This window comes from Aeromonas sp. QDB18 (assembly GCF_027705325.1).
Taxonomy (GTDB): domain Bacteria; phylum Pseudomonadota; class Gammaproteobacteria; order Enterobacterales; family Aeromonadaceae; genus Aeromonas; species Aeromonas caviae.
This window is the reverse complement of the sequence record NZ_JAPDBQ010000025.1, coordinates 22,148-34,871: the sequence shown is the minus strand read 5'-3', so window position 1 is coordinate 34,871 and position 12,724 is coordinate 22,148. Positions and strand designations below refer to the sequence as shown.

Annotated in this window: 9 protein-coding genes and 1 pseudogene; 6 read left to right on the top strand and 4 right to left on the bottom strand. The window is 65.0% G+C overall.

What is annotated here, in order from left to right:
* The first annotated feature begins 164 nt into the window (after positions 1-164).
* Positions 165-857: an aspartate/glutamate racemase family protein gene (locus OKC30_RS06380; protein WP_042883369.1), complete on the top strand. Its 693-nt coding sequence runs from the start codon at positions 165-167 to the stop codon at positions 855-857.
* A 224-nt stretch (positions 858-1,081) separates the two neighbouring features.
* A complete protein-coding gene (locus OKC30_RS06375) occupies positions 1,082-2,296 on the top strand; it encodes an aldose 1-epimerase family protein (RefSeq protein ID WP_270809577.1) in 1,215 nt (404 codons plus the stop codon).
* A 279-nt stretch (positions 2,297-2,575) separates the two neighbouring features.
* Here the strand turns inward: OKC30_RS06375 and OKC30_RS06370 are convergent, their stop codons facing one another.
* Positions 2,576-4,366 carry an AMP-dependent synthetase/ligase gene (locus OKC30_RS06370; protein ID WP_160839171.1) on the bottom strand — a complete coding sequence of 597 codons (1,791 nt, stop codon included), beginning with the start codon at positions 4,364-4,366 and terminating at the stop codon, positions 2,576-2,578.
* A 180-nt stretch (positions 4,367-4,546) separates the two neighbouring features.
* Between OKC30_RS06370 and OKC30_RS06365 the strand changes: the two genes are divergently transcribed.
* Entirely contained in the window at positions 4,547-5,089 is a 543-nt protein-coding gene (locus OKC30_RS06365; protein WP_160839173.1) for a hypothetical protein, read from the top strand.
* 72 nt (positions 5,090-5,161) lie between these two features.
* Here the strand turns inward: OKC30_RS06365 and rimI are convergent, their stop codons facing one another.
* On the bottom strand, positions 5,162-5,611 hold the full coding sequence (gene rimI, locus OKC30_RS06360; RefSeq protein WP_160839181.1) for a ribosomal protein S18-alanine N-acetyltransferase: 450 nt from the start codon (positions 5,609-5,611) through the stop codon (positions 5,162-5,164).
* Between the two features lie 74 nt (positions 5,612-5,685).
* Positions 5,686-6,126: a DNA polymerase III subunit psi gene (locus OKC30_RS06355; RefSeq protein WP_160839175.1), complete on the bottom strand. Its 441-nt coding sequence runs from the start codon at positions 6,124-6,126 to the stop codon at positions 5,686-5,688.
* 214 nt (positions 6,127-6,340) lie between these two features.
* Between OKC30_RS06355 and OKC30_RS06350 the strand changes: the two genes are divergently transcribed.
* On the top strand, positions 6,341-7,948 hold the full coding sequence (locus OKC30_RS06350) for an ATPase RavA domain-containing protein (RefSeq protein WP_160839177.1): 1,608 nt from the start codon (positions 6,341-6,343) through the stop codon (positions 7,946-7,948).
* Between the two features lie 85 nt (positions 7,949-8,033).
* The gene (gene viaA / locus OKC30_RS06345) at positions 8,034-9,488 is read left to right on the top strand and encodes an ATPase RavA stimulator ViaA (protein ID WP_160839179.1); all 1,455 of its coding nucleotides are present in this window, start codon (positions 8,034-8,036) and stop codon (positions 9,486-9,488) included.
* A 12-nt stretch (positions 9,489-9,500) separates the two neighbouring features.
* Here the strand turns inward: viaA and OKC30_RS06340 are convergent, their stop codons facing one another.
* Positions 9,501-10,505: a sensor domain-containing diguanylate cyclase gene (locus OKC30_RS06340; protein WP_201970097.1), complete on the bottom strand. Its 1,005-nt coding sequence runs from the start codon at positions 10,503-10,505 to the stop codon at positions 9,501-9,503.
* Between the two features lie 195 nt (positions 10,506-10,700).
* Here OKC30_RS06340 and OKC30_RS06330 point away from each other — a divergent pair.
* A pseudogene (locus OKC30_RS06330) lies at positions 10,701-12,569 on the top strand (diguanylate cyclase).
* Positions 12,570-12,724 lie beyond the last annotated feature (155 nt).

Sequence of the window (12,724 nt, the reverse complement as noted above, 5' to 3'; positions counted from 1 at the left end):
TGGTGTGTTTGGAGACAGCCAGTTTACCAGCACCCTGTCTGTCAACTTCCACTTCCCCAAGATCCCGCGAAGAACCTTTTTTATTGCCGGGGCGGTGCGATCAAACGCGCCCCCTGAGGGATTGCAGCATTGGTTTGCACCATCGGGTTACATAAGGAGATCTCATGAAATGTATCGGTCTGCTGGGTGGCATGAGCTGGGAGTCCACCGTCAGCTATTACCAGGCCCTCAACCGGGGGGTACGCGAGCGGCTCGGCGGTCTGCACTCGGCGCGGGTGCTGCTGAGCAGCGTGGATTTTGCCGGGATAGAGCGGTTGCAGCACGCCGGTGACTGGCCCGCCACCGCCCGTCTGCTGGCGGCCGAGGCCAGGGCCATCCAGGCCGGTGGCGCCGATTTCCTGTTGATCGGGACCAACACCATGCACAAGGTGGCGCCGGAGATCGAGGCCGCCATCGACATTCCCCTGCTCCACATCGCCGATGCCACGGCCCATCGCCTCCAGGCCGACGGGGTGACCCGGGTGGGTTTGCTCGGCACCCGCTTCACCATGGAGCAGGATTTCTACAAGGGGCGGCTCCAGGAGCGCTTCGGGCTGGAGGTGCTGGTGCCTGATGACGTTGCACGGGAGCGGGTGCACCGCATCATCTATGACGAGCTCTGCCTCGGCGATATTCGCGAGTCGTCTCAGGCCGAGTATCTGGCCATCATCGCCGATCTGGCACAGGCCGGTGCCCAGGCGGTGATCCTGGGTTGCACCGAAATCGCCCTGCTGGTGGGGGCGTGCCAGGCCGCCGTGCCCCTCTATGACACCACCGCCATCCACGCCGAAGCCGCGGTGGCGCTGGCCCTTGCCTGATGTGGTGCGGGCGGGGTGAGGGGGCGCCCCTCTCACCCCGCCTGTTTTTTCCTCCTTTCATAACTGTGAGTCAGCCTTCATTTCAGCAGGGCTGAAGCCGTTTTTATTGTCAATCGGCTCACATTTCCTCTTTTTGTCTCTTGAGTCCGGGGCGTCAGACGCCTAGTTTTCGATCGCTGAAACGATTCAGCTTTCACAAAAACAAGAGACACGAGGATAAATCCATGTTGAAGAAACTCTCCATTGCCGTGCTGCTCGCCCTGGGCGCCACCGCGGGTCACGCCGCCGAATTTCTGCTGACCGACTCCCAGCAAGGGCTGGATGTGGGCGACTGGAAGATCACCAGCGAGAAGCTCGGCATCAAGAGCCCGGTTCCCTTTACCATCGAGAAGAAACGTCTGCACGGCGGCCGCCAGGAAGGGGTGGATCTGCTCATCGTCGACAACGGCGTCATGAAGATCACCCTGGTGCCGACCCGCGGCATGGGGCTCAAGGAGGTCAAGGCGGCGGATCTGCGCCTCGGCTGGGATTCATCGGTCAAGGAGGTGGTCAACCCCGCCTTCATCGATCTCGAGAGCCGTGGCGGCCTCGGCTGGCTCGACGGCTTCAACGAGATGCTGGTGCGCTGCGGCTACGAGTGGACGGGTCATCCCGGAGTGGATGACGACGGCCGCCTCAAGAGCCTCCATGGCCGGGTGCAGAACATTCCCGCCTCAGTGGTCAGCGTGACCGTGGACGAAGAGCCGCCCTATGCCATCCACGTGCTGGGCCGGGTGGACGAGCGCACCTTCAAGATGAGCGAACTGGTCACCTGGACCCAGCTGAGCGTGGTGCCCGGTCAGGCGGAGTTTGCCCTGCAGGACAAGCTGACCAACCACGCGGATTACGAGAACGAGTACCAGATCATCTATCACGGCAACTTCGGGGCACCCATTCTGGAGGAGGGAGCCAGGGTGAGCACGCCGGTGAAGCAGATCTCCCCGTTCAATGACTACGCCAAGGCCGGACTCAAGGGTTGGCAAACCTATCTGGGGCCCACCAAGGGCTTCGACGAGATGGTGTTCAACCTGGTGCCCTACAGCGACGCCGACGGCAATACCCTGGCAGTGCTGAACAACCGGGCCGGCAACGCCGGAGTGGCGGTGGGCTACAACACCCGACAGCTGCCGGTGCTGACCCTGTGGAAGAACACCGACACCCGGGCCCAGGGCTATGTGACCGGCATCGAACCCGGTACCAGCTATGCCTACAGCACCAAGTACCAGCGCCCGCTCGGGCTGGTCCCCAAGATCCAGCCGGGGGAGACCAAGACCTTCGATCTGACCTATCGCCTGCTGCAAAATGCCGACGAGGTGAAGCAGGCCCTGGCCCAGGTGGAGAAGATCCAGGGCGGTCGGGCCACCGAGCTGCGCGAGCAACCCCTGGTCAAGCTGCCATAAGGGAGAGACGCCCAGCAAAAAGCCGCTCCATGAGCGCAATGCTGTTCAGATAAGCACATTTTTGACTAATTATTCATAAATGCGACTTGAGTTGGGGGAGCAAGGCTGTTTCCAGTCGATGTTCCTTCAGCCTTTATCCAGCGTGGCTTGCAATAGAAAGAGGGAGGCATCATGCCTCCCTCATTTTTTAGCCCTGATACTACGTGGACTGGAACTCAAATTCTCTTAAGTGAACAGCATTGCGCTCCATGAGCGGCTTTTTCATATCAGGCCCGTCGATCAGACGTGGCTGTACATGGCTTCTATCTCACGCTGGTACTTGGCCTCGATGATCTTGCGGCGCAGCTTCATGGTGGGGGTGATCTCCCCGAGCTCCATGGAGAAGGCGCTCGGCAGCAGGGTGAACTTCTTCACCTGCTCGAACTTGGCCAGCTCCTTCTGTAGATCCTGGATGCGGGCCTCGAAGAACTCCATCACCCTGGAGTGGCGCAGCAGCTCGGTCTTGCACTGGTATTGCAGGTTGATGGAGCGGGCGTACTCCTCCAGGGACTCGAAGCAGGGCACGATCAGCGCCGACACGAAGTGGCGGGCATCGGCGACGATGGCGATCTGCTCGATGAAACGATCCTTGCCCAGGGTCCCTTCCACCAGTTGCGGCGCCACGTACTTGCCGTTGGAGGTCTTCATCAGCTCCTTGAGGCGCTCGGTGAAGTAGATGTTGCCCTCGTCATCCAGCTCGCCTGCATCGCCGGTGCGCAGGAAGCCATCCTCGGTCATCACCTCGGCGGTGGCCTGCGGCTTGTTGTAGTAGCCGCGCATCACGGTGGGGGCGCGCACCAGCAGTTCGTTGTTCTCGCCGAGTTTCACCTCGATGCCGCTGAGCGCCGTGCCGATTGAGCCCAGCCTGAACCGGGTGTCTTCATAGCAGCAGACGGTGGCGGTGGTCTCGGTCATGCCGTAGCCGTACTTGAGGTTGAGCCCCATGGCCTGGAAGAAGAGGTTCACCTCGTCCGCGAGGCGAGCGCCCGCCACCGGCAGGAAGCGGGTACGGCCGCCGAACCGGGCGCGCAGCTTGCGAAACACCAGGCGCTCGGCAAGCCAGAGCTGGCCGTAGAGCAGGGGAGAAGCGGATTTGCCCGCCTGGCGGGCGGCGACCATCTGCCTGCCGACCCGGGTGGCCCAGCCGAACAGGGCGCGGCGCAGGTGCGGGGCCTGGGCGACCTTCGCCTGGATCATGGCGTAGGCCTTCTCGTAGAGGCGGGGCACGGCGCACATCACGGTGGGCTTCACCTCGCCGATGACATCCATCACCTTCTGCGGGTCGCGAATGTAGACGTTCTCGGCGCCGCAGTAGAGCACGTAGTAGCTCCAGGCGCGCTCGAACACGTGGCTCAGCGGCAGCATGCAGAGGGACACGTCCTGTTCATTCAGGTCGAGGCGGCGGTCATGCATCTCGAAGCAGGCGGCCATGTTGGCGAAGTCGAGCATGACCCCCTTGGGTTCGCCCGTGGTGCCCGAGGTGTAGATCAGGGTCAGCAGGTCGTCCATGCGGTAGTGGCACTCGCGCTCCCGCAGCTCCAGCTCGCTGGGTGGGTGGTTGCCAGAGACGAGGAAGGTCTGGAAGTGGCTGGCAGCGGCGCAGCCGCGCAGGTCGACGGTGCCGTCCAGGGCGACGATATGGCGGATCTCGCCGCTGTCGATGAGCTGCAGCGCCTGATCGAACTGGGGCTGTTCCCCCACGAACAGCATCCTGATGCCGGCATCCTTGACGATGTAGCGCAGCTGATCGAGGGTGCTGGTGGGGTAGATGGGCACGCTGACGCCGCGGGCGGCCAGGATGCCGAGATCGGCCTGGGTCCACTCCGGCATGTTGCGGGCGTAGATGCCGACCATCTCGCCGGACTGGTGGCCGGCGCGGATCAGCCCCTGGGCGCAATAATCCATGGCCTGACCCAGGGTGCGCCAGCCGATGGCGCGCCACTGGCCATCCTGCTGGACGCGCAGGGCGGCCTTGTTGCCAAGGCGGGCAATACGCTCACGTATCACTCTAACCAGATGAAACTGCGACATCTCACTCATCCTCAAGTAACAGTTGTGCGCCCGCAGGGGCACTGAAAACGGGGCTGGAGTTTAAACTCTAAGATTACGGCTTACAAGTGTTCGCCATTTGTCCTGGATCACAAAGTCGTCAACTTGGGGAGAGTCAGGCATGATAAGCGCAAGGGTCGGATTCATTCAGGGAGTAGAGCCATGAATATCGGGATCAAGAGTCTGTTGACCGGCGCCTTGCTGCTGCTGGCGGGGGCCGGTGCCCTCTGGTTTGCGTTGGGCGGAACTGCGGGGCAGGAGAATCCCTGGCTGAGCGGCGCCGAGGGGTACGAGCAGGCGCAGCGGCTGGCACTGAAGGAGGGATATCCCCTGCTCTATGTGATCGAGCGCGCCAAGTGCCGGCGCTGCAAGGCGCTCGACAACAGGATGTGGCGTGCCCCCGAGATGCAGTCCGCCCTGGCGGGGCTGGCCAAGGTGCGGCTCAACCCGGATGCGGGGGATGGCAGCGAGCATATTCTGCGCCGCTTCCCCAGGGTGGAGACGGCCCCAGGCATCTATGTCCAGCGACCGGGGGAACCCCTGCGCCCCATCAGGGTCGTGCCGGATACCGAGGAGATCTGGATGCCCGGGGTCACCTATGGCCGCGGCTTCTTCATGCCCCTCTCGGGAGCCGCCTTCGAGGCCGTGCTGAGGGTGACCCTGAGCCTGGAAGACCCCTCCATCGACAATGCGCCCCTGCCTTGAGGGGGGAAGCGAAGAGGGGGAGTCTGGGAGGTCAGAGGGGGGCGTCCGCTGACGGCGGTCTGCAGCGGGTTGTCAGCCGAAGTCGAACAGACGGGACATCAGCACGGCATCCTCCCTCTCCTGCCCGGTGCCATAGTAGTCGGCGCGGCGGCAATACTCGGCAAACCCCTCGCTCTCGTAGAGGTTGATGGCGGTGCGGTTGCCGGCCCTGACCTCCAGGAACCAGGCCTCGGCCTTGCCGGCCTTGCTGCGGGCCAGGTACTCCCTGAGCAGCGCCCGCCCCAGCCCCTGGCCCTGAAAATCGGGATGCACGCAGAGATTCATCAGGGAGCTGTCTCCCGCCACCAGATCCGAGATGTAGAAACCGGCCGGTCGTCCGTCCACCAGCATCAGGCCGTTGAGATAGCGCGGCCCGAAGCAGGAGAGCAGGTTGGCCTGGCTCCAGGGCTCCTGGTGTGCGGCCTGCTCGATGGGGTAGATGGCTTCGAAGTCCGATTCGAGCAGGGGGCGAAAGTGGGGCAAGAGGTCAGACATGGTCACTCCGGACGGGATTCAGGCTTGCGATGGACACCATGGCCGTGCCATGGTCGTGAGCATCAAGGGGTGTGGCGCTGCTGCCGACACTGCTGCCAGAGGGCGCGCTTGTGCGCCCCATCGGGCTTGAGCGGGCAGACCAGGGCATCGGGCCAGCGAGGGTCCGGCGCCGTCAGCCAGAGCAGGGGCGAAGTGGCCCCCGCGGGCAGGGAAGGCATCTCGGACAGCAGGGAGACCTCGTCCGTGCCAAGGCCGAGCCAGCGGCAGATGTCCCCGAGCAGGTAGGGCGCGGGCAGCGTCTCTGCCAGCAGCCAGAGCTTGCCGGTCGGCAAAGGGGCGGTCTCCTGCGGGGCCAGCACCTCGTCGGCGGGCGTGTTTGCCGGCTGCGCGGCGCCGTCGGGGCTGGTGCCTCCCGCCAGGAGTCGGCCTCTCTGTTGCCAGAGGGTGATGCCCATCCGGGCCAGAATGCGCTGGCGCAGCGGGTCCAGCAGGGGATCTTGCATGGCGAAGGCTCACTCTTGATCTGCGTTGGGGTAAATTCTGATGCGCAGAGTACACTCTCGCGGGTTTTGCTGCACCCCGGACGTTGCCTTTTCGCCGTGCGGCGATGGCGGATGAACGCCGGTTGGGGACAGAGATGACAGACAATGACGACGGGAGGGGGCCAGAGGCCGGACCCCGAATCCCTATGACAATACCAGCTTCGGAGCTGTGCCTATGCCGCCTTTAGCCCAGAATACTGTTCGTGCCACCCCCATCCATGAGCGCCTGCCACGGCTCCTGGCCGCCCTCGGGGAGGGGCTGTATGAGCGCCAGGACGCCCTGCGGCTCGGCCTGCTGGCGGCCCTGTGCGGCGAGAGCGTCTTCCTGCTGGGCCCCCCGGGCATCGCCAAGAGCCTGATCGCCCGCCGGCTCAAGCTGGCGTTTCACGATGCCCGTCACTTCGAATACCTGATGACCCGCTTCAGTACGCCGGAGGAGGTGTTCGGCCCCCTCTCCATCCAGGCGCTCAAGGAGGACGGCAAGTATCTACGGCTCACCGCCGGCTACCTGCCGGAGGCCGAGGTGGTCTTCCTCGACGAGATCTGGAAGGCGGGCCCGGCCATCCTCAACACCCTGCTCACCGCCATCAACGAGCGGCAGTTTCGCAACGGCGACAGCCAGCACCCCATCCCCATGCGGCTGCTGGTCACCGCCTCCAACGAGCTGCCGGCCCCGGACAGCGGGCTGGAGGCGCTCTACGACCGCATGCTGGTGCGGGTCTGGATGGACAGGGTGCAGGAGAAATCCAACTTCCAGGCCATGCTGGCGAGCGATGGCCAGTCCCACCAGAACCTGACCCCCTCGGTGCAGATCCGGGGGGAGGAGTACGCCGCCTGGCAGGATGCCATCGAGCAGGTGCGCCTGCCCGATGCCTGTTTCGAGCTCATCTACCAGTTGCGCCAGCAGCTCGACAGCCAGCTCGGGCACGGCTGCTATGTCTCGGATCGGCGCTGGAAGAAGGCCGTCAGGCTCATCAAGGCGAGCGCCTTCTTCAACGGCCGCGACGAGGTGGCCCCGCTGGATCTGCTGCTGTTCAAGGATTGCCTCTGGCACGACGAGGCCTCCCGCACCGCGCTGCTGGAGATGATCGGCGAATTTTCCCGCCTCTACGGCTACCAGCAGCTGGCGCTGACCCGGCAACTGCTGGCCCTGCGCGAGCGGTTCAAGCAGTTGAAGGGGGCCGTCGCCCAACGCATCGGCAGCAAGGCGGTCAAGCGCAAGCAGTGGTTCGGTCGCCGCGCCCGCGGCACCGAGCTGCCGCTCGCCAACGCCAGGGCGTTCGGCAAGCAGGTGCACTTCCACCTGCTCACCCCGGCGCCCCTGGACGGCGGCGATCCCGACCGCCTGACCGAGACCCTCACCTTCGATCGCACCCTGCTCTCCCACTGGCACCCCACCGGGGAGGCCCTGGTGGGCTGGCAGCTCGGCAATCCCAAGGAGGGGCACTACGAGCTGGTGCTGGACGAGCAGCTGCGGCTGCACGTGCTGGATATCCAGCGCCAGCCCGTGCCCCTGGTGCTGGTGGAGCGGACCCCCATTCCCGAGGTGGTGATGAGCCCCTGGCTGGCGGAGCTGGAGGAGCTGGCGAGCCAGGTGGTCCGGGTGCAGCAGAGCCTCAAGGGGCAGCGCAACCTGTTCGATCGCCACCAGCCCCATCTGTTCGTGGGGGACAACTGGCTGCGCCAGGTGGAGGACAGCTTCTTCGTGCTGAACCGGGATCTGGAGCGGCTCGGCACCGAGCTGCAACAGTGGCGGGATCGCCTGCCCAGGCTGGATGCCTGATGGTGTCCGACGTGGCGCTGGCCCCTAACACGAGCCGCCTGCCGTTGCGGGATGGCACCCTGCGTCCCCTGCACAGGGAGTGGCCATGCTAGAGATCGGCATGATGGATCTGGGGCTCCTCATCGGCGAGGGGGAGCTGGCGGGGGAGATGGCGCTGCTGCTGGCCTCCACCCCGAAGATCTCCGAGTTCATCAAGCGCTCGCCCCTGCAGGGGAAGCTGCTCAGAAAGCGCATCCAGACCTGGAGCGAACAGCTTGGGGAGGAGATGCGTCACAAGCCGGTGCCGGTGGCCCTCGAGCGGGAATACCTGCTCTATCAGGCCCAACGGCAACTGCCCCTGCCGGAGCTGGTGGGGCGCCTGCCCGCCCTGCTGGAAGCCCTTGAGCAGCACAGCCCCTTCGCGGGGGATGCCCGCAGCCTGGTGCGCCAGATAGTGGCCCAGCCCACCGAGGGGCTGCGCCAGCTCTTCATCGAGAAGTGGCGCGCCAGCCTGGTGGGCAGCCTGTTGCAGTTGCAGCAGCAGATAGCGGAGGCGGAGCGGGAGAAGCAGCGCCAGGAGATAGAGGATCAACTGCTGGCCAACCGGACCCTGGCCGATGCCCTGGATCCGCACCAGATCTCCGCCGGGGGGCTCTGGGATCTGGCCCAGGGGAGCTGGCACAAGCGCAGCCTGGCGCTGGTGAAGCAGTACGCCCGCATGTTGCAGCAGGAGCCTTTGCTCGCGGAGATCGCCGCCCTGCTTGGGCGCAGCGAGCGGGAGCGGCGCAGCGAGGACAGGACGCTGCCTCCGGTGCCTGTGAACGAGCTGGAGGAGGTGCAAAGTGACGATGTGCCCGACGATCTGGTGGGGGTGCACCCGGCCAGCGATCTGATGCGCCTCCTGCCGAGCGAGGCGGTGATGCTGGCGCTGCCGGAGCTGGAGCTGGAGTTCTATCGCCGTTATCTGGAGCGGCGCCTGCTGAGCTACCAGTCGCGGGGCACCCTGCCGCGCCAGCGTCTGATGCTGCGCTCCCCCGAGCAGGGAGGGCAGGAGGTGCAGCCGCGGGGCCCCTTCATCGTCTGCGTCGATACGTCAGGTTCCATGGGGGGCTATCCGGAGGAGTGCGCCAAGGCGCTGTTTCTCGCCCTGCTCAAAGGGGCGATGGAGGAGAAGCGGGGCTGCTATCTGATGCTCTTCTCCACCGAGGTGGCGACCCTGGAGATCACCGCCGACACCGGGCTTGAGAAGGCGGAGCGCTTTCTCTCCATGAGTTTTCACGGAGGGACCGATCTGGTGCCCTGCCTGGAGCAGGCCCTGACCCAGCTCGAACAACCCGCCTTTGCCAAGGCCGACGTGCTGGTGATCTCCGACTTCATCGCCCAGAACCTGCCCCACCCCCTGCTCGAGCGGATGAACCGGCGACGGGCGCAGCAGACACGCTTCCATGCGGTCGCCATGTCCCGTCACGCCAAGGCGGCCATTTTGCGGGTGTTCGACAACAGCTGGCTGCTCGATTGCGGCCTGCGTGGACGCCTGCTGCGGCGCTGGCAGCGCCATTGAGGGCGCTCAGGCTCAGAGAGTGGGCCTGTGGTAGAGGCCCCGTTCGTTGACCTGCTCCTGATCCAGCAGCGGTTGACCGCTTGGCTGGGCAATATAAAAACCCCGCTTGCCGCTGCGCTTGACCCTGTACATGGCCTGATCCGCCCGGGCCAGCGCCGCGCCGAAATCGTCCTGGGGCCGGATGGCCGCAATTCCCATGCTCAGTCCCACCGAGGCGTCCCCGTTGGGCAGCTCGAAGGGGGTGGCGATGGCATCGATGCACTGGCGGGCGAGGTGGCTGGTGCGGGGATCGTCGCACGCCCAGGGCAGCAGCAGCACGAACTCGTCCCCGCCGATGCGCCCCAGCCGTACCTCCTCGCCGCAGCAGTGGCGAAGGCGCTGGGCGAGGGAGACCAGCAGTTCGTCACCTGCCCGGTGGCCCAGGTTGTCGTTCACCAGCTTGAAGTCATCGAGATCGATGAAACAGATGGCCTGGTACTCCCCGGGAAAGTGGCGGTGCAGCGCGGTGCGGTTGAACAGGCCGGTGAGGGGATCCCGGTGGGCAAGCTGGGCGAGCTGCTGCTCGTACTCCTTCTCGTGGGTGATGTCGATGTGGGTGCCCATCACCCGGACGGGGTTGCCCTGCTCATCCCGCTCCACCACCCGGCCCCGGTCCAGCACCCAGGTGGTCTTGCCATCCTTGCCGATCATGCGGTGCATCGCCTGATAAAACGGGCTCTTGCCCTCCAGATGGTCGAAGAAGGCCTGCAGCACCTGCTCCCTGTCCTCCGGGTGCAGGTGGGCGCGCCAGACGTCGAAGTGGGCCGACAGCTCCTTGGGCTGGTAACCGAGCATGGAGCCCCAGCGCCGGTTGAAGATGATGAGTTTGCCGGTGGGCACATGGTTCTGCCAGATGCACAGGCCGGTGCCGTCCATGGCGGCGTCCAGCTTCTCCCGCGCGTCATCCGCGATGCGTTTGAGACGCTCGTTCTCCAGCAACAACCTGTCGTAAGCCTCCCTTAGCTCCTCGTAGGTCATTTCTCATCCCTTCCCCTGTTCGAAAGCATATATAGTCGATGCACTCTCTCCTTCTGTAAAGAAGGAGATAGGGGAGGCTCTCGTTCGATATGAGGCGTTTTCTCAACCTCTGGCGGCTGTGCGCCCAGAGTCTGTGGGGATATGATGACAGTGGTGAGCGCGGCGTCCGGCCAGTGAAGAGGAGAAAATGTCCGCATGAAGATCCTGATGGGAGGTGGTCTGTTGCTGGGGGTTGCCCTGGCCCAGGCGACGCCACTGGCTGGGTACGAGTTGCAACTGGCGTTGCAGCGACTGGAAGAGTCGACGATGCCGGTGCAGGTGTTTCGCGAGCGTGTCGCCGCCCTGACTGCCGGATAGGCACACTATCCGCCCGAGGTGCAGGGCCGCCTTGCCCGGCTGCAGTGCTGGGCCCAGCCGAGTGAACGGGACGAGGAGTTTCGCCGCGCGGTGGCGTTTGCCGAGCAGGAGCAGGAGCTGGCGCAGGCCCGTGCCCGCAAGGACAGGGTCACCGAGGTAGGGTTGCTCGCCTGCCGCGGGTATCACCGGCAACTGCTCGGCAACATGGCCGGGGCCGGGGAGGATTACGACGCCGCCCTGACCCTGGCTCGCCGGCTCGGGGATGAGCGCCAGCGTGCCGACATCCTGAGTCTGCGGGGGGAGATGTACTCCTACCAGGGGGAGCTGGCGGAGGGGCTGATGGATCTCATCGATGCCCACCTGCGCTACGAGGCGCTCGGGCTGGAGGCCAAGGGGCGCGAGGGGCTCGCCAATATTGCCAATGCCTATCGCAGGATGGGGCTCTATGAGCGGGCCGAGAGCTACTTCAACGAGCTGGAACACGACTACCGGCAGCTCGGGGACGAGGAGCACCTGGTGGACATTCACAGCCAGCAGGGGCTCCTCTACATCGACACCGAAGAGTACGACAAGGCGCTGCCCCTGATGGCCGAAGCGGAGCGTTACTATCTGGGGTCAAAGCAGGAAGGAGTACTGGCCTGGAGCCGGATCGAGCTGGCCACCATCCTGCAGAAACAGGGCAAGCCGGACCAGGCCATGATCAAGCTCGATCAGGCGGCAGCCTCCCTTCATCAAGGGGAGGGGGCGGACAGCGTCACCCTGGGCCACTGGCACCTCGTCATGGCCGAGGTCCTCGAGGCCCTGAACCGACCCGGCGAGGCGCTGCGGCACCTGGACGAGGCCGAGCCTATCTTTACCCGGGAGCATAACCTGCGCTTCCTCGCCCGGGTGCATGAGACACGGGCCCGGGTGCTGGAGCGCCAGGGGCACATCCAGGCGGCGCTGGCCAGCCTCAAGAGCTTCGTCCAGACCCGTCATGCCCTCGAGCAGCGGCTGCGGGAGCAACGCACCCTGCAGATGCGCTTCGAGTTCGATCTCTCCCGCAAGGAGCTGGAGAACCAGACCCTGAGAGCGAGCCAGCAGTTGCAGGCCGAGAAGCTCAAGCAGTTGCAGGAGCGGCGCTACTGGCAATACCTGGTGTTGTTCCTGCTGCTGCTGGTGATGGGCATTCTGGTGGTGCACCAGCGTGGACGCACCCGCAAGATGCAGCGCCTCGCTATGACGGACGAGTTGACGGGCATCCACAACCGGCGCCAGATCCAGGCCAAGGGGCGCAAGTGGTTCATCCAGGCGCGGGAGGAGGGCAAGCCCCTGTGCGTGCTGCTGCTGGACATAGATCACTTCAAGCGGGTCAATGACACTCTTGGCCACCACGTCGGGGACAGGGTGTTGACCGTCGTGGCCCAGTGCATCGAGTCTCAGCTGCGCAGCCTGGACCGGGTGGGGCGCAACGGCGGCGAGGAGTTTCTGGTGCTGCTGCCGGACACCCGTCTCGACGAGGCCGCCGAGGTGGCGGAACGGATCCGCCAGGAGGTCGCCCGTCTCGCCATCGAGGAGGTGCCGGCGGATCACCCCATCCGCATCAGCATCGGCTGCGCTGAATACAAGCGCGAGGATGACAACCTGGGCGAACTGATCCGCCGCGCCGACGAGGCCATGTACGAGGCCAAGCTGGCGGGGCGCAACCGGGTGATGAGGGCGTCGTGATCCCGCCCGGACCGGCGCCGTCGATGCCGGGCTGGGTATTTTTCACTCGCGCGGGTATAATGCCGCGCAATTTTGCTTTGGCTCAGGCGAGAAGACCCATGTAACGCAACCCTCTTCCTTGTTTCCACCGGCCGGTCCCTGACCCGCCCGCGTGG